The organism is Bacillus sp. 1021, assembly GCF_014534735.1.
In the GTDB taxonomy this organism is placed as follows: domain Bacteria; phylum Bacillota; class Bacilli; order Bacillales; family Bacillaceae; genus Bacillus; species Bacillus siamensis.
The window spans coordinates 84,623-101,982 of sequence record NZ_JACVSR010000006.1 but is presented as its reverse complement, the minus strand read 5'-3'; the positions used below and the strand labels follow the sequence as shown (position 1 = coordinate 101,982).

19 protein-coding genes and 1 pseudogene are annotated in these 17,360 nt (G+C 47.4%); 11 read left to right on the top strand and 9 right to left on the bottom strand.

The genetic code is table 11. The features are described from left to right. The 7 genes and pseudogenes from ICW23_RS19315 to ICW23_RS17810 form a co-directional block, all read left to right on the top strand. A pseudogene (locus tag ICW23_RS19315) lies at positions 1–1,685 on the top strand (collagen-like protein); the annotation flags it as partial. Between the two features lie 428 nt (positions 1,686–2,113). Continuing rightward, on the top strand, positions 2,114–3,718 hold the full coding sequence (locus ICW23_RS17835) for a sensor histidine kinase (protein WP_188154889.1): 1,605 nt from the start codon (positions 2,114–2,116) through the stop codon (positions 3,716–3,718). After that, entirely contained in the window at positions 3,715–4,395 is a 681-nt protein-coding gene (locus ICW23_RS17830; protein ID WP_188154888.1) for a response regulator, read from the top strand. The genes ICW23_RS17835 and ICW23_RS17830 overlap by 4 nt, the downstream gene beginning before the upstream one ends. A gap of 12 nt (positions 4,396–4,407) precedes the next feature. Then, positions 4,408–5,370: a tripartite tricarboxylate transporter substrate binding protein gene (locus ICW23_RS17825; protein ID WP_045925410.1), complete on the top strand. Its 963-nt coding sequence runs from the start codon at positions 4,408–4,410 to the stop codon at positions 5,368–5,370. A gap of 193 nt (positions 5,371–5,563) precedes the next feature. Next, positions 5,564–6,862 carry an Mg(2+)/citrate complex secondary transporter CitM gene (citM, locus tag ICW23_RS17820; RefSeq protein WP_095242097.1) on the top strand — a complete coding sequence of 433 codons (1,299 nt, stop codon included), beginning with the start codon at positions 5,564–5,566 and terminating at the stop codon, positions 6,860–6,862. A gap of 51 nt (positions 6,863–6,913) precedes the next feature. Next, positions 6,914–7,708, top strand: coding sequence for an MBL fold metallo-hydrolase (locus ICW23_RS17815; RefSeq protein WP_047476464.1), 795 nt, complete (start codon positions 6,914–6,916; stop codon positions 7,706–7,708). 123 nt (positions 7,709–7,831) lie between these two features. After that, positions 7,832–8,923, top strand: coding sequence for a nitric oxide synthase oxygenase (locus ICW23_RS17810; protein ID WP_188154887.1), 1,092 nt, complete (start codon positions 7,832–7,834; stop codon positions 8,921–8,923). Here ICW23_RS17810 and ICW23_RS17805 read toward each other — a convergent pair. Further along, the gene (locus tag ICW23_RS17805; RefSeq protein ID WP_016936784.1) at positions 8,917–9,189 is read right to left on the bottom strand and encodes an acylphosphatase; all 273 of its coding nucleotides are present in this window, start codon (positions 9,187–9,189) and stop codon (positions 8,917–8,919) included. The genes ICW23_RS17810 and ICW23_RS17805 overlap by 7 nt on opposite strands. 67 nt (positions 9,190–9,256) lie before the next feature. Between ICW23_RS17805 and ICW23_RS17800 the strand changes: the two genes are divergently transcribed. Next, positions 9,257–9,916 carry an MOSC domain-containing protein gene (locus ICW23_RS17800; RefSeq protein ID WP_047476468.1) on the top strand — a complete coding sequence of 220 codons (660 nt, stop codon included), beginning with the start codon at positions 9,257–9,259 and terminating at the stop codon, positions 9,914–9,916. Positions 9,917–9,956: 40 nt separating this feature from the next. On the opposite strand, the gene ICW23_RS17795 is transcribed toward ICW23_RS17800, so the two are convergent. The 4 genes from ICW23_RS17795 to map form a co-directional block, all read right to left on the bottom strand. Next, a complete protein-coding gene (locus tag ICW23_RS17795) occupies positions 9,957–10,091 on the bottom strand; it encodes a YflJ family protein (RefSeq protein ID WP_003155609.1) in 135 nt (44 codons plus the stop codon). 179 nt (positions 10,092–10,270) lie between these two features. Continuing rightward, positions 10,271–10,426, bottom strand: coding sequence for a hypothetical protein (locus ICW23_RS17790; RefSeq protein WP_003155608.1), 156 nt, complete (start codon positions 10,424–10,426; stop codon positions 10,271–10,273). An 81-nt stretch (positions 10,427–10,507) separates the two neighbouring features. Continuing rightward, positions 10,508–10,819: a DUF3243 domain-containing protein gene (locus ICW23_RS17785; protein WP_003155607.1), complete on the bottom strand. Its 312-nt coding sequence runs from the start codon at positions 10,817–10,819 to the stop codon at positions 10,508–10,510. A gap of 56 nt (positions 10,820–10,875) precedes the next feature. After that, positions 10,876–11,625 (bottom strand): type I methionyl aminopeptidase, encoded by a 750-nt coding sequence (gene map / locus ICW23_RS17780; RefSeq protein WP_016936782.1) that lies wholly within the window; start codon positions 11,623–11,625, stop codon positions 10,876–10,878. A 165-nt stretch (positions 11,626–11,790) separates the two neighbouring features. Here map and nagE point away from each other — a divergent pair, with 165 nt between their 5' ends. Together nagE and ICW23_RS17770 are read left to right on the top strand one after the other, a co-directional pair. Beyond that, a complete protein-coding gene (gene nagE, locus ICW23_RS17775) occupies positions 11,791–13,167 on the top strand; it encodes an N-acetylglucosamine-specific PTS transporter subunit IIBC (RefSeq protein ID WP_188154886.1) in 1,377 nt (458 codons plus the stop codon). Between the two features lie 128 nt (positions 13,168–13,295). After that, positions 13,296–13,739, top strand: coding sequence for a YfmQ family protein (locus ICW23_RS17770; RefSeq protein WP_007408492.1), 444 nt, complete (start codon positions 13,296–13,298; stop codon positions 13,737–13,739). Between the two features lie 40 nt (positions 13,740–13,779). Here ICW23_RS17770 and ltaS read toward each other — a convergent pair whose 3' ends face one another. Next, on the bottom strand, positions 13,780–15,717 hold the full coding sequence (ltaS, locus tag ICW23_RS17765; RefSeq protein WP_188154885.1) for a lipoteichoic acid synthase: 1,938 nt from the start codon (positions 15,715–15,717) through the stop codon (positions 13,780–13,782). Between the two features lie 247 nt (positions 15,718–15,964). On the opposite strand from ltaS, the gene ICW23_RS17760 reads away from it, so the two are divergent. Then, on the top strand, positions 15,965–16,342 hold the full coding sequence (locus tag ICW23_RS17760) for a DnaJ family domain-containing protein (protein WP_016936778.1): 378 nt from the start codon (positions 15,965–15,967) through the stop codon (positions 16,340–16,342). 9 nt (positions 16,343–16,351) lie between these two features. Here ICW23_RS17760 and ICW23_RS17755 read toward each other — a convergent pair whose 3' ends face one another. From ICW23_RS17755 to ICW23_RS17745, 3 genes are read right to left on the bottom strand one after another with little or no spacing between them, the layout of a single operon-like run. Continuing rightward, positions 16,352–16,783 carry an Hsp20/alpha crystallin family protein gene (locus tag ICW23_RS17755; protein WP_016936777.1) on the bottom strand — a complete coding sequence of 144 codons (432 nt, stop codon included), beginning with the start codon at positions 16,781–16,783 and terminating at the stop codon, positions 16,352–16,354. Positions 16,784–16,798: 15 nt separating this feature from the next. Continuing rightward, the gene (locus ICW23_RS17750) at positions 16,799–17,041 is read right to left on the bottom strand and encodes a spore germination protein (RefSeq protein ID WP_003155595.1); all 243 of its coding nucleotides are present in this window, start codon (positions 17,039–17,041) and stop codon (positions 16,799–16,801) included. A gap of 14 nt (positions 17,042–17,055) precedes the next feature. After that, positions 17,056–17,316: a spore germination protein gene (locus ICW23_RS17745; RefSeq protein WP_007408496.1), complete on the bottom strand. Its 261-nt coding sequence runs from the start codon at positions 17,314–17,316 to the stop codon at positions 17,056–17,058. Positions 17,317–17,360: the final 44 nt, after the last annotated feature.

Sequence of the window (17,360 nt, the reverse complement as noted above, 5' to 3'; positions counted from 1 at the left end):
CAACAGGAGCAACAGGATCAACCGGCTCAACTGGAGAAACTGGCCCAACGGGTCCAACAGGAGCGACAGGAGTAACCGGAGCAACCGGCTCAACTGGAGAAACTGGTTCAACCGGAGTGACTGGAGAAACTGGCCCAACGGGTCCAACCGGGTCAACAGGCCCAACCGGAGCAACCGGGGCAACTGGCGTAACCGGATCAACAGGAGAAACAGGCTCAACCGGAGTGACTGGAGCAACCGGCCCAACGGGTCCAACCGGGTCAACAGGTCCAACCGGATCAACAGGAGTAACTGGTGAAACGGGTCCAACTGGAGCAACTGGCGTAACCGGATCAACAGGAGTAACAGGAGCGACCGGAGTAACCGGCTCAACTGGAGAAACAGGAGCGACCGGAGTAACTGGAGAAACTGGCCCAACGGGTCCAACCGGAGCAACCGGAGTAACTGGTGTAACTGGATCAACCGGAGCAACGGGACCAACAGGAGTAACTGGTGAAACGGGACCAACAGGAGCAACAGGAGCAACAGGTGTAACCGGAGCAACCGGAGTAACAGGAGCGACCGGATTAACCGGGGCAACTGGCGTAACCGGATCAACAGGAGAAACTGGTTCGACCGGAGTGACTGGATCAACCGGCCCAACGGGTACAACAGGAGTAACGGGTCCAACTGGAGCAACCGGAGCAACTGGTGTAACTGGTGCAACAGGAGTAACGGGCTCAACCGGAGTAACTGGCCCAACGGGTGCAACCGGTGCAACCGGAGTAACGGGTCCAACCGGAGTAACCGGAGTAACGGGAGCAACTGGCTCAACAGGATCAACCGGAGTAACGGGCGCGACAGGAGTAACCGGAGCCACTGGTGTAACCGGCCCAACCGGCTCAACCGGCCCAACCGGAGCAACAGGAGTAACTGGCCCAACCGGAGCAACCGGAGTAACTGGCCCAACGGGTGCAACCGGTGCAACCGGAGTAACGGGTCCAACCGGAGTAACCGGAGTAACGGGAGCAACTGGCTCAACAGGATCAACCGGAGTAACGGGCGCGACTGGAGTAACCGGAGCCACTGGTGTAACCGGCCCAACCGGCTCAACCGGCCCAACCGGAGCAACAGGAGTAACTGGCCCAACAGGTGCAACCGGATCAACAGGAGTAACGGGTCCAACCGGAGTAACCGGAGTAACGGGAGCAACTGGCTCAACAGGATCAACCGGAGTAACGGGCGCGACTGGAGTAACAGGAGCCACTGGGGTAACTGGAGCAACCGGCTCAACAGGCAGTACACCAACCTTGCTCTTCACAAGAACTAATGGGCCGCTCACTGTTTTTCCGCCGTTAAATACTGAAGTTCCCGTTGCTACGCTGGCAATCCCAGTTAATGCTTTGCAGAATGTAAAGCTGGATTATGCACTCAGTGTCGCGTTAACAACTGCAGCAAATTCAAACTTTGTTTTTGAAGTGAGATTATATAGGGGAGCAGTGCAAATTCATACAAGAACTCTGTCGCGAACTAGTCCAACCGCAGCTACGGATAGTTTTTCGATTGCTGATACAACAGTGGATACTGCGCCGACCGCAGGAACAAACACTTACCAGCTCAGGGTTATTTTCACAACTGCTAATAATTTAACGACAGCAACTGCTCTGAATATCGATTTTAACAGCATTGTTTTTCCGACATCATAATGAAAAGACCTGACTGATATTTTAAAGATGAAAGACCTGACTGATATACGGTTAGGTCCTTTTTTTCTGTAAATTAATCCTTTAAATGGGGGGGGTTGAAACACAGTTGTATTCTGAAAATATTGTAAGAAGAGATAGTGTAGTGAGAAAAGGAGATACATGGTATAACAGATACGAGTCTTGGGATGGCTGCTGTGGGTATTGTTATGAGGCTGTCATTGCCAACATAAATGAACGGGGTTGACTGAGCAACAGGGCTAACCGGAGCAGGCGCGATCATTCCTTGTTACATAAATCCTCAAAAGTGAAAATATGCCTATCATCCTTTTTGAAAATCGGCAAGAGAAAAAGATCACGAAAATTCTTAAAAATAAAAAATAAGGATATAAAAAGTGGTATGATTTTAGGAGGAAAGGACGGCTGGTGCTGTGTTGGAAGAGAAACGGTTTTATGTCTCTCTGCAAATGAAAATCGCCGGATTAATTACGGCTTTATTAATACTTGTCATCGGAACGCTCACCGTTATATTTGCCTTTCAGCAATTAAAGGAAGGCCAGAAGCAGGCGGAACAGCTGGCGGTGCAGACGGCAAAAACCATATCATACATGCCGCCTGTAAAAGAGGCATTCCGGCTTGCGGATCAAAATGCTTTTAAAAAGTTAGACGTCATTGAACAAATGAAAGAACAGGCAGGTGCGCACGCCGTCTACATTACCGATCAAAAAGGGCGTGCCGTGTTTCATTCGGATCGCAGCAGCATTCCGAAAGATAATCAAAATCTGAAAAACAAAGTCGTCATGTTCGGCGGGGCTCCGGTTTCTGACGGAATGAAGGCCGTCCGGGGAAGCGCACCGGTTATTCTGGAGGAAAAAAATCATAACGAAGTCGTCGGAACGGTGACAGTCGAGTTTCTGCAAGATGAGATAGAAAAAGATATGAAAGCGCATTTGCGGCACTTAAGCTATTTTGCATGTTTGGTGTTCCTTATCGGCATCGGGGGAGCGGCGGCGCTCGCAAAAAGCATCCGTAAAGATACACTCGGCCTTGAACCGCATGAAATTGCGGCGCTGTACCGGGAGCGAAATGCGATGCTCCTTGCGATTAAAGAAGGGATTATCGCCGTAAACAAAGAAGGCGCGGTGACCATGATGAATTTGTCTGCGGCTGATATGCTGCATCTTCCGGAACCGATGATCGGAAGGCATATAAAAGAAATCATGCCGGGCGCAAGGCTCATGCCCGTTTTTGCAGGCGGAGAATTACCGCCGAACGTGGAGGTGCGAGCCGGGGATAAAGTGTTTATCTTAAACGTAAAAGAGATGAGACAGGCCGGGCAAGTATACGGAGCGGTCATAAGCTTCCGCGAAAAAACGGAGCTCAAGAAGCTGATTAACGAGCTGACTGAAATAAAAAAATACTCGGAAGATCTCCGTGCGCAAACGCATGAATTCTCAAACAAGCTTTACGCGATACTCGGTCTGTTAGAACTGGGAGAATACGATGAAGCCATTGAACTGATTAAAGAAGAGTACGCCATCCAGAATGAACAGCACGAAATCCTCTTTCAAAACATTCATTCACAGTGGGTTCAGGCCATACTATTAGGAAAAATGGGAAAGGCATCTGAGAAGAAAGTGAAGCTTTCAATAGATGAAAACAGCTTTTTAGAATCGCTGCCGGCGCATGTGGGCTCATCCCAGCTCATTACAATCATCGGAAATCTTATTGATAACGCTTTCGAAGCCGTCGCCGAAAAAGAGAAAAAAGAGGTATCCTTTTTTATGACTGATATCGGAAGGGATATTGTCATAGAAGTGGCGGACTCGGGAGATGGGGTGCCTCAGGAAAAAACAGAAACGATATTTGAAAAGGGATACTCTTCAAAGGGGACAAGGAGAGGATACGGCTTAGCCAATCTGAAGGAAGCCGTCAGTGAATTGCAGGGATGGATAGAGATTTCACAGCAAAAGAGCGGCGGTGCCGTATTTACGGTGTTTATACCGAAAGAAAGGCCAAAGGGGGAATCCGTGTGATTAATATCGCGATTGCAGAGGACGACTTTCGAATCGCGCAAATCCATGAAAAATTCATCGAACATCTTGATGGATTCAATGTAATCGGCAAAGCAATCAATGCCAAAGACACCATATCACTGCTTGAGAACCGGCAGCCTGATCTGCTGCTTTTGGATATTTATATGCCGGATGAGCTGGGAACAGATTTGCTTCCGCTCATCCGCTGCCGTTTTCCTTCTGTTGATATCATCATTATTACGGCTTCTGCCGAAACAAGATTGCTGCAGGAAGCGCTCAGATCAGGCGTTTCCCACTATGTCATAAAGCCGGTTTCGGCACATAAATTTACAGAAGTGCTTTTGCAGTACCGTGAAAAAAGAGAATGGCTGCACTCACAGCCGGAGCTGAGCCAGTCCGTCATCGATATGTTTTTCGGAAGCGGCCACAAAGAACAAAAACAGCTCAATGATCTGCCCAAAGGCATTAATTCTATTACACTTCAAAAAATCAAAAACGCGCTCAGGACTGCAGAAAAAGGGATGACGGCTGAAGAACTGGGTGAAAAAATGGGGGCCTCCAGAACAACAGCGCGGCGCTACGCCGAGTTTCTCGTTTCTCAGGAAGAAGCGCTCGCTGAATTAGAGTACGGCATTATCGGCAGGCCGGAACGGAAATATTATTTAGCACATGAATAAGGGATGGGAGAAATGAAGCGGTTGGGAGTGCTCCTTGTTTTGCTGGCGGCGCTGGTTTCATTTGACGGACGGCAGATGGCGGGCATCCGCTCAGCCGGAGGACCGATTGAAATCGTCGTACCCGCAGCGCCTCAAGGGGGCTGGGATGTAACGGCAAAAGCTTTGCAATCGGTAATAGAGCGGAAGCATATATTAGACCGGCCCGTAAAGATTATCTATAAGCCCGGTGGAGGCGGAGACAGCGGCTGGAAATATGTAAACGAACGCAAAACGGATGTCATCAGTATGAATTCAAGCCTGCTGTTAAGCAATGAAATTTTAGGACAAAGCCGGCTGAAGGCAGATGATTTTACGCCTTTGGCCATTATTGCAAAAGAGTGGCAGACTGTCGCTCTTCCGAAAGATTCAAAGATAAAAAGCGGAAAGCAGCTGCTCGGCGATATTAAAACACATCCGGGCGGCATAAAGATCGGATTTGCGCCCGGTCTCGGAAATGATGACCAGCTCTCCTTTGCGAGAGCCGCGGAAATGGCGGGAATTTCGCCGTTTGATATCCGCTTTTTTCAATACGGGAGCAGCAATGAAGTCATTGAAGCTCTTATCAATCATGATATAGATGCCGCCTCGATGACCATTTCAGAAGCGAGAGACACCTATCAAAAAGGGAAAATCACATTAGCGGCCGTTACTTCTGACAAAAGGCTTTCGGGCTTCAGCGATGTCCCGACATGGAAAGAACAGGGAGTGCCGTTTGTCTTTGCCCACTGGAGAGGCATCATGGGACCGAAAGACATGACCGAAGGCGAGATCGCTTATTGGGATCAGGCTTTGAAACAGATTACCTCATCTGCTGAGTGGAAACAAATGATGAAAAAACAGGATTGGGAGAGCTTTTATAAAAACAGCAGCGGCGCAAAACACTTTTTAGAAGAGCAGACTGAGTTTTATAAAGAAATGATGAGCAGCGAAAAATAAAGATTCCGCAGACATGCGGAATCCTTTTTATTTATAAATGAACAAAATGAACGAAAAGGTTATAAAAAATTAAAAATCTTTAAAATCCAAAATATTTACTTCAATATGCAATTCTCATAATATAGCAAAAAGGCGGATGAAGGGGAATCGGGCCTTTAAAATGTAAGCGTATTCATAATAAGGGGGACATACTGTGTTAGCAATCTTAGGCTTTCTTATGATGGTTGTTTTTATGGTGCTGATTATGACAAAACGGCTTTCGGTGTTAACGGCGCTCGTATTGACGCCGATCGTATTTGCGCTGATTGCCGGCTTTTCATTTAACCGGGTCGGCGGGATGATGATCTCCGGTATTGAACAGGTGGCGCCGATTGCAGTCATGATTATGTTTGCGATTCTTTATTTCGGCATTATGATTGATACCGGTTTATTCGATCCGATGGTTGCGCGTATTTTAAATCTGGTCAAAGGCGATCCGCTCAAAATTGTTGTCGGAACAGCCGTGCTGACCATGCTTGTCGCGCTGGACGGAGACGGTTCGACGACGTATATGATTACGACTAGCGCAATGCTGCCTTTATATATTATGCTCGGAATCCGTCCGATTATTTTAGCGGGAATCGCCGGGGTCGGCATGGGGATTATGAACACGATCCCATGGGGCGGCGCGACGCCGCGTGCGGCGAGCGCGCTCGGCGTGGACCCGGCGGAGCTGACGGGACCGATGCTGCCTGTTATTGCGAGCGGCATGGTGTGTATGATTGCGGTCGCTTATGTACTCGGAAGGATGGAAAGGAAACGGCTTGGGGTGATCGAATTAAAGCAGCCGTCCCATACAAATGAAACGGCTGCGGCTGCGGAAGATGAATGGAAGCGGCCGAAACTGTGGTGGTTCAATTTACTGTTAACGCTTTCTTTAGTCGGGTTTTTAGTATCAGGAAAAGTGAATTTAACCGTGCTGTTCATCATCGCGTTTTGTATCGCGCTGATTGTCAATTATCCGAAGCTTAACGATCAAAGGGAGCGCATTTCAGCCCATTCGAGCAATGTGCTAGCGATCGGGTCGATGATTTTTGCCGCAGGCGTGTTTACCGGAATTTTAACGGGGACGAAGATGGTTGATGAAATGGCCATATCTCTCGTTTCGCTTATTCCGGAGCAGCTGGGGGGATTTATTCCGGCGATTGTTGCCTTAACGAGCGGTATTTTTACATTTCTGATGCCCAATGACGCCTATTTTTACGGCGTGCTGCCCATTTTGTCCGAAACCGCCGTGGCGTATGGTGTTGATAAGGTGGAAATCGCCCGCGCTTCGATTATCGGCCAGCCGATTCATATGTTAAGTCCGCTCGTGCCGTCGACGCATTTATTAGTCGGGCTTGCCGGGGTAACCATTGATGAGCATCAGAAATTTGCGATGAAATGGGCGGTTCTTGCCGTTATCGTCATGACTGCCTTTGCACTCCTTATCGGCGCGATCACGATTTTTTAACATAAAACAGCCTGTTCGTCGCACACTAAAGGCATCAGAGGAGGTGCCATGATGAGTGATCCGTTTATGCCGCTTTTTTCGGTTAAAAGCGGCGTCGGTTTTAAAGCGGCGGACGGCGTTTACGGACTGACCGTGCAGATTGCGAATGTTTACTTTATCGAAAATCCCTCAGTTCCGGGGGAAATCATTCTTGTTGACGCGGGAATGCCGCAATCGGCGGAAATGATTACAGATGAAATGAAACGCCGGTTCGGGCAGGGGTATCAGCTGAAGGCCGTCATTTTGACGCACGGCCATTTTGACCATGTCGGTGCGATGGAAGAGCTGCTTAAGCATTGGGATGTACCGGTTTATATTCATGAACAGGAGCTCCCGTACGTCACGGGAAAAGCGGATTATCCGCCTGCCAGGCCGGATGCGAAAAAAGGGCTTGTCGCAAAGCTGTCACCGCTGTTTCCCCGCCATACGATCCGCATTCCGTCCGTTCAGGCGCTGCCTTCAGACGGCGCCGTTCCATTGCTTGAAGATTGGAAATGGATTCATACGCCCGGCCACACCCCCGGCCATATTTCATTATTCCGGGAGAAAGACCGCGTTTTGATTGCCGGTGATGCCGTGATCACTGTTGAGCAGGAATCCCTTGCGGACGTTGTCATTCAAAAGCAAGAGCTTCACGGGCCGCCCGCCTATTTCACAGCGGATACGCAGACTGCGGCAGCATCCGTTCAAAAACTTGCCGAACTGGAGCCGGAAGCGCTTTTGACGGGTCACGGGATTCCGATGTCAGGAAAAAACTACCGTGATGATTTGCTTACACTGGCTGAAAAACTGCATTCCGTTTTGTGAAACACCTGCGAAAATCACAGGTGTTTTTTCTTTGCACTTTCCAGTATGAGACAAAAAAACCATTGTGTTCACCCTTAAAAACGATACAATGAGAAGCAGATGTAAATTGAAGGAGAGAGTTTTTTGAAACATACGGAATTACTCTGGGATGAGGCGAAGGATTTTATTGAGGTCTGCTATCAGGAACTCGGCATGGAATCGCAAATCAATGCGCGTCTTCACTCGATAAAAGATGAGATAGATCGGACGGGCAGTTACGTCCATACGGCGGAAGAGCTTGAACACGGGGCAAAAATGGCATGGCGCAACAGCAACCGCTGTATCGGGCGTCTGTTCTGGCAATCGCTGAACGTCATTGACCGGCGCGGCGTGTATACAAAAGAAGAGGTGCGCGACGCTTTATTTGAACATATCGAAATCGCGACGAACGACGGAAAAATTAAACCGACAATTACGATTTTCCCTCCTGAGAAGAATGGGGAGAAACAGGTCGAAATCTGGAATCATCAGCTCATTCGCTATGCGGGATATGAGACTGAAAAAGGAAGAATCGGCGATCCGGCATCGTATGAGCTGACGGTTGTCTGCGAAAAACTCGGCTGGCGCGGAAAGCGGACCGATTTTGATATTTTGCCGCTGCTGTTCCGGATGAAAGGGGACGAGCAGCCCGTTTGGTACGACCTGCCTCAGGCTCTCGTGAAAGAGGTGCCGATCTCCCATCCTGATATAGAAGAGTTTGCCGATTTGAATATCAAATGGTACGGGGTTCCGATTATCGCCGACATGAGGCTTGAAATCGGCGGACTGTCGTACAACGCCGCGCCTTTTAACGGCTGGTATATGGGAACCGAAATCGGCGCAAGGAATCTTGCTGATGAAAAACGGTATGATCTGCTCAGAAAAATCGCGTCGGCCATGGGGATTTCATCCAGCCTGAATACCGACCTGTGGAAAGATCAGGTGCTTGTAGAACTGAATAAGGCAGTGCTCTATTCATACAAAAAACACGGTGTCAGCATTGTCGATCATCATACGGCGGCAAATCAGTTTAAGCGCTTTGAAGAGCAGGAACAAGACGCGGGCAGAAAGCTGACGGGAGACTGGACCTGGCTGATTCCGCCGATCTCGCCGGCTTCCACCCACATTTTCCATAAATTATACGACAATACGATTGTGAAGCCGAATTATTTTTATCAGGACAAGCCTTATCAGTAACTGATGGAAAAGGTGCGGTACCCTTTCAGATGGCGTGATTCTTCGATGGTTACGCCTGTTACATTTGAGAAGGGGCTGCCTTTTCTGACGGCTTCGGCAAAGTGTTTTAACGACTCTTCAGGGCCTTCGGCAAGGATTTCAACCCGGCCGTCATCGCGGTTTTTGACCCAGCCGGTAATCTTATGTCTGTCTGCTTCCATCTGGACGAAGTAGCGAAAACCGACGCCTTGAACCCGGCCGTCTGCAAACATATGATATTGAAGCATGGAAAAACCACCTTTTTCCTACTATGATAAAGGATAGATATGATATTTCGCAAAGGATGTGAACGGGATGACGCAAGACTATTCTGTCTTATCTATCAATCTCGGAATGCCGGCAATTCATGAATTTGCCGGCAGACAAATCAATTCCGGCATCGTCAAGCGGCCTGCGGATTCTCCCGTCATGCTGTATAAAACCCATTTTGCGGGGGACGGACAAGCCGATTTGAAGAATCACGGCGGCCCTGATAAAGCGGTGTGCGTGTATCCCGCCGAGCATTATTCATATTGGGAAACAACGCTTGCAAGAAAACTGCCCGCCGCAGCGTTTGGAGAGAATGTAACAGTCAAAGGGCTGGCCGAACAGGACGTATGGCTCGGAGACGTGTTTCAGCTGGGCGAAGCCGTCGTGCAAGTAAGCCAGCCGCGCCAGCCCTGCGTCAAACTCGCCCTCAAATACGGCATCAAAGATATGGTGCTCCGTGTACAGCAGACGGGATTTACCGGCTTTTATTTCAGGGTGCTTGAAGAAGGATATGTCGATCCGCATCCGGTCCTCAAGCGTTTGTCGAGAGGCAAAGAAAGCATTTCCGTCTGGTATGCGAATGAAGTGAAATACCGTGATTCAGGCAATCTGCCGGCCATTGAAGAAGTGCTGCGGGAAGAAGCGCTGTCAGAAAGCTGGAGGGAGTCCTTCCTTAAAAAAAGAGACAGGCTCTTGAATGTATAGAAAAAAAGCCGCGCTGCACTGACAGCACGGCTGATTGACATTATGCTTGTTTCTTTGTTTCCAGAAGATTGGCAAGGAAATACTTTTTGAAGCTTTGAAGCTTTCTTCCTTCATAGTGGGTAATTCCTTTTTTCTTTAATTCTTCTACATACCAGCCTTTACTGCCATAATGCATGTCAGAAAACTCCTTTCTCCGTTCTCCCGCAGGGGAGAGTTTCTTCAGTTTTTGCCAAACTTTTGGCATTGTAACATCTATAAAAAGACGCTGAAAAGGGGAAAAGCAAAAACTGAGCCTTTCGATTCAGAGATGTAAAGCTTTCTTACATATATATGTAAAGGACGGTCTTTTCATGCTTAATGGCCGGTTAATTTTAACAGCACCGTGCCGAGTGTCATAATTCCGAATACGACGCCGAAATAAATCAGCATCCCCTTCTTTTTCTTCACCCCGTAAACGGTAAGAATGATGCTTTCAATAAAGAAAATAAACCCGAAGATAATAAACCACATGTTGAAAAATGGCTCCTTTCACAGACATATGTCCAGTGTAGCACATCTCTTGTCACGAAACATAAAAAGCCGGGCACTGTATCAGTGTCCGGCAAGTTTGACGAGAAGCTGGGCCAAATGCTGTTTTTCATTGTCATCCGCAATATCCCACAGCTCTTGTAAAAGTTTTTCTTCCGCATTGCGGGGCTCCTCGTGCTTGGCGAGATAGTCCCCGAGGATGGCGGCGCTTTTGATGATTTTGCTGTCATCCAGGCCTAGTTTCTTTCCGGCGGAAATTTTCTGGTGAAGGTACGCTTTAAATTCCTCGAAATCCTCTAAAATCTGCTGTTTCGTTACGCCGTGCATGGCGTGTATTTCGTTTTCGATTTTGATTTTTTCTTTATCTTTTTTCATGCGTCTCCCTCCTTCGGGTTAGTTGTTGTATACCTGTTTGGGAGGGAGATGAAACATTACAATGCCGTTAAAATAATCGGTTTGTCTTTTGTGATGACGATGGTGTGCTCCACTTGGGCGACAAGGCTTTTATCCGGTGTTTTATATGTCCAGCCGTCTCCCGCTTCAACAATGGTTTCAGCCTTCGTGGAAATAAACGGCTCAAGCGCGATCACGGTGCCGTTTTTAAACAGCGCGTTATCAAACGGATCGTAGTAATTCATGATGTGGTTCGGCGCTTCATGGAGGTTTCTGCCGATTCCGTGGCCCGTCAGCGTTTTAATGACGGTAAATCCGTTGGAGCGGGCTTCATGGTAGACGGCTCTGCCGATCTGATTTTGGCGTTTTCCGGCTTTTGCCTGCTCCAGTCCTTTTTGAAACGCGGATTGTGCGCAGTTGCAAAGCTTTTGCAGACGTTCATCGCCTTCTCCGAGCACGAATGAAATTCCCGTATCGGAATAAAAACCGCCGAACTCCGCCGAAATATCGATATTTACAAGATCCCCGGCTTTTAAGATTTTAGAGGCGCTCGGAATGCCGTGAGCGACTTCGTCATTTACGCTGATGCATGTCACGCCGGGGAAATCGTATTCCTTCTCCGGAGCGGAAGCGGCTCCGTGTTCGTCAAGCACCGCCTTTCCGATCAGGTCAAGATCTTTCGTGCTCATGCCGGGCTCTGCCTTTTTCTTCATTTCTTCACGCGCCAGGGCGACGATTCTGCCGATTTTTTTAAGACCTTCTAATTCTTGATCGTTCGTTACAATCATTGTCATTCCCGCTTTCTATGTTTAATCATCTGATTCAAGCTTACCACAACTGCTTTATAAATAGAAAACCAACAAGCCTTATGTGCATAAATGAAGGGAAAATTGGTATAGATCACTAGATAACTTATGTGATATATTTAAGAAAAAAGAAGGGGGATGGGTAAAATGCTTCAATTTTTGCAAAAACTCGGAAAATCCTTTATGCTTCCGATTGCCGTTCTGCCCGCCGTGGGTATTATTTTGGCCATCGGCAGAGAGGATTTATTAAATATTCCGTTCATTTATGCGGCGGGGACAGCGGTATTTGATCATTTGCCGCTGATTTTTGCGATCGGAATCGCGATCGGGATCTCAAAAGACAGCAATGGGGCCGCCGCTCTGTCGGGAGCAATTTCCTATATTATGCTGGACGCGGCTGTAAAATCAATCAATTCGACAAATAATATGGCCGTTTTCGGAGGGATTATCGCGGGGTTAATTGCGGGATACACGTATAATCGCTTTAAGGATACGAAGCTGCCTGAATATCTCGGATTTTTCAGCGGACGAAGGCTCGTTCCGATTGTAACGGCGCTGATTACCATTATTTTGGCCGGTATTTTCGGCTTTGTGTGGCCGCCGATTCAGTCGGTGATTACGTCATTCGGGGAATGGATGATCGGGCTCGGGGGCATCGGTGCCGGAATTTACGGGATTTTTAACCGGCTTTTGATTCCATTCGGTCTTCATCATGTGCTGAATAATATTTTTTGGTTCCAGTTTGGCGATTTTCACGGAAAAACGGGAGATCTGGCCCGCTTCTTTGCGAAGGATCCGACGGCCGGGACTTATATGACGGGATTCTTTCCGATTATGATGTTCGGGCTTCCAGCCGCTTGTCTGGCAATGATTGCCGCAGCTAAGCCAAGCAAGCGCAATGCGACGGCCGGGATGATGATCGGCCTTGCGCTGACGGCATTTATTACCGGAATTACAGAACCGATTGAATTTGCATTTATGTTTTTATCACCGCTTCTGTACGGGGTTCATGCTTTATTAACCGGGTTCTCTTTATTTATCGTCAATATTCTCGGCATCAGGTCAGGCTTTTCGTTCTCAGCGGGGGCGATCGATTATATTCTCAGCTACGGTATTGCGGAAAAACCGCTTTTGCTGCTCGTTGTCGGGCTTTGTTATGCGGTGATCTATTTTGTTGTCTTCTACGTGCTCATCAAATCGTTAAACTTGAAGACGCCGGGACGGGAAGATGATGAGGAAGAGGAAGAAGTGCTTAGTGAGGATACGGCCGGTTCGGTTGAAGAACATGCCATGCTCAAGGGGCTCGGCGGCAGACAAAATCTCGAAACGATTGACCACTGTGCGACCCGCCTCAGACTGACCGTTCAGGATACATCCCTCATTAATGAGACGGCACTTAAAAAAGCGGGAGCAAAAGGGGTTATCAAAACGGGGAATCAAACGGCGCAGGTCATTATCGGGCCGAACGTCGAATTTGTCGCAGAAGAGCTGAGAGAGGCCGTCCGCCATGACGGTCAGAAGTAGACCGAAGCCCGGATCATCTATGTGATCCGGGTTTTTTTGAACATATATCAAGTTTCACATAATGGACAAAAAACAAGGTTTCCTCTTGTGGTAAGATTAATGTAGAACAAGTATGGAGATGATGTAAGGTGACGTGGATTGCAGTTGTTTCAATTGTTGTCATAAGCCTGATTAAGATTGTGCTGACATGCCTTCCTACCGGAGCGGTGGAATGGATTCTCCGAAAATTTGAAACCCATTCGAAGCTCAGTGACGCGTCCGCTGCCGTATCCCTCGGCGGAAAACGTCTGGAAGGCGAAGACAAACGCCGGGTGATTGATGATTTTAACGAAGCCGTATTTATCGAACGGCATTATATATACCCAGGTGATGAAGAGCGGTATCTTCATCCGCAGAATGGAGCCGACCCGCTTGTCATTAAGACGAGAAAAGGGAAAAAAGATGTGACGGTGTTTGTATACAGCTACGAAGATCATGTAGATGTCGTCAAACAGCAGAAAAAGAAAGTCGTCGCTTATTCGGTTCTTTCCGACAGCCTGCAAAAGCGCTCTATGGCCGCTGCCGGGAGCTGAACATAAAAAAGCCAGATCATTGATATGATCTGGCTTTTGTTTATTCTTTTTGATCATCTGCTGAAGAATCTTCACGCTTTGTATAATCGATTTTTGAAGGATCCACTTTCTTGAAGCCTTTCGGCTGATAGAAGCGAAGCAGATCTCCGTTGATGATCTTATCAGACATCTCAAGCTCAGTCTTGACGAGTGAGTCTTCTTTTTTGTCGACTTCTGAATCATCTAAAAGTCTTCCGGTTTTCGTATCGTAATACTTGCCGGATACTTTCGTGTAGTTCGGTGAGATGAAGTCGCCGTTACGGAACGGAATCACTTCTCTATGCTCTTTCGATAAGATATCTGAACCTGACATGAGATAATCTTTCGTATCGACACCGAGCAGATGGAGAACGGTCGGCGCGACATCGACATCGCCGGCAAATTTATGATTGCGGCCGCCTTTCACGCCTGGAGCGTGGATAAAGAGCGGAACCCGCTGAAGCTGGGCATTGTCGTATTCATTGATCTCATCTTTGCCAAGCACTTTCGCCATCGCTTTATTATGGTTTTCAGAGATGCCGTAGTGGTCTCCGTACATCACAATAATCGATTTATCATACAGGCCGTCTTTTTTCAGGTCATGAAAGAACTGTTCGATTGATTCATCCAGATAGTTCGCGGACTGGAAGTAGTTATTGACGACCGAATCGCCAAAGTCTCCCGCCGGGAAGTCTGTGTCTTCTTTATCCATCCCGAACGGGAAGTGGTTTGACAGCGTAATGAACTTCGTATAGAACGGCTGCGGCAGGCTCTTTAAGAGCGGCATGGATTCTTTGAAATACGGTTTGTCTTTCATGCCGTAGTTTTTCGTATTCTCTTCGCTCATGTCATAATAAGCAGAATCGAAAAACTTATCGATGCCTTCCGCTTTGTACATTTCGTTACGGTTCCAGAAAGTCTGCGTATTTCCGTGGAAAGCGGCAGACGTGTAGTTTTTGCCTTTTAAAATCGCAGGAACGGACTGCAGCGTGTTTTGCGCTTTATTGACGAAAACCGAACCTTGCGAGAGCGGGTACAGAGAGTTCTCCATCATAAATTCCGCATCTGATGTTTTACCTTGTCCCGTTTGGTGGAAAAAGTTATCAAAGTAGAATGTTTGATTGTCATGCGCCAGTTTGTTTAAAAACGGCGTCACTTCCTTGCCGTTAATTTTGTAATCAATGATGAAGGACTGCAGAGACTCTAATGAGACGTAGATGACGTTTTTTCCTTCGGCTTTTCCGAAGTAGACATTGTTCGGCACGTCATAGTTGGCCTTCATATAGTTTTCCACATCCGTTACATCGCTTGAATCGGCAAGCGCGCGCTGGCTGTTTGACTTCACATTCTGCACGGCATCGTAAATCGTAAAGTTGTACGTGCCCAAGTATTTCACCAGATAGTTACGGTCAAATGAGCGTGTCAAAAGCTCAGGACGGTCGGTTTCCGCTACGGCGAGGTTGATCAGGAACACAAGCACGGCGGAAGCCAAAACGATTCTGAATGATTTCTTCGCCGGTTTTTCAGCCGGTTTTTTCATCTTAAGGGCCAAAATAATCAAAATGACGGTATCCAGGAAGTAGAAGGCGTCTGTCCATCTCATTAATGAGAACGCGCTGTCTCCGAGCTGGCCGCCGTTTGTTTTTGCCTGCATCATGACCGGGATGGTAATGAAATCATTAAAGAATCTATAATAGACGATGTTTGCATAAAGCAAAAAAGACAATAAAAAATGAATCACAATAATGGCTGTCTGCTGTAATTTTTTCTTGAAAAGAAGTCCAAATCCAAGAAAGAACAGGCCGGAGCTCAGCGGATTCACAAAAAGCAATATTTTCTGGATCGTGTTGTCTATGCCGAGGTTAAAGTTTAAAATATAAGCAGCATATGTTTTCACCCACAATAGCACGACCGCTATCAAGAAGAAGGCAAGTCCTCTTTCTTTTATAAATGTTTTCATTGTTACACTCCTTTTTTCCGATCACGGTTTACACGGAACGATAGAAAAAACGAACGTAATCAATATACCATGAAACCAGCAAATAGAAAAGGTGGAAAAGGCTCATCGGAAAAAGGGCGAAAAACGCTGTCGCAACGGCGGTTTATCTGATGAATGCCGCCTAAGAAAAATTCGAATGGAACAAAATGGGAACAGGGTTTTTGTATGGATATGATCCGGTCTAATTGAAAAAAGGAGGTAACAAGTGATGGATATTGCCCATATCGTGGCTGAAGATAAAATCAAGCGCGCCATTAAGGATGGAGAATTCGCCGGCATCAAAGGCATGGGAAAGCCCCTGCCGAAAGACGATGCCGCACATCTTCCGGAGTCGCTCAGAATGGGCTACCGCATGTTGAAAAATGCCGGGATCGCCGAGGATGAGGGCGCGCTGAAGAAAGAGCTGATGACGCTCGATTATTTGATCGCCAAGTGCCGCAATGAAACGGAGCTGGATCACCTGCGGAACAAACGGACGGAAAAACAAGTCAGACTCGACAAGCTGACGGAGGAGAGAGACATGTTCTCAGAACCCGCATCTTCTCATTATAAGGAGAAAGTGTACAGACGCCTGAACCGTCCGTAAACCGGTTCCTTATATTTTCTGCTGAAAAGGAATGTACTCCATAAGGCGCGGATAGGAAATGTGGAGCAGGCCGTTCATGCACTGCGCCTGCAGCAGATGGGGCTCAGCCGGTTCAGGAAGTTCAATCGTCTCATCAATTTCTCCGTAATATCGGTTTTGGCAGATCCCCATGTCCTTTGGAAAAAGGGGCGTGATGTTTCCTTTTATATGCAGCCGCGTTCTTGACACAAGCCTCAATGTCAATTCTTCTTCGTAAACGCCGGGCATTTCCACAATGACAAATGTGTGCTGTTCATCCTGATAGATATCATAAACCAAGGTGTTTTTTTGTAAGGAGAAAAATTCTTCGGGAGATTTCCGTTTCAGGACATTGGTCCAAAAGTCGCTGGGCTTGTGCTCGTTCGTAATCTCAAGCCACTTTCTCATTTTTTCGATATCCACTTCAGCAAACCCCCCTTATATTTGATTTGCGATCGGCATTGACGGGTTGGCGATCTGATCCTGGTCGCTCACATCAGGGTCAAGATGGCCCGAATTCAAACATCCGGCGGCCGGTGAAAAGTCTCCTAAAGAAAAGTTCGCGCCGACAAACTTGCTGTTGGCAGTGTGGCTGTTTTGTACGGTCTGACCGATATCGACGTTTCCGTTTTGGGTGGCTCCGTTTACTTTTATATTGACGACGTTAATTTGGTAAGGCATTTATAAAAACCCCTTTAATCTATAATGGGCGGCACCGGTGTAATATTTGCGGTATCTGCGGTTCCGATGGCTGTCTGGTCGTTTACATCAGGATCATTTAACAAGTTCTCCATCATCGATTCTATAGGTGACGTATCGCCGAATGAAGAGTTCAGTCCTTGTGATTTGTTGTTTGTGGTGGGACTGTTGTATGCCGCTTCCCCAATCGTAATAGATCCGTTGCCAGAAATACTGTTAATCTTCAGATAGTACAGGTTGATAACAGTGGATGGCATCTCTTCACACCTCTTTAACTTAGTTGTACAGTACTGTATGCTTT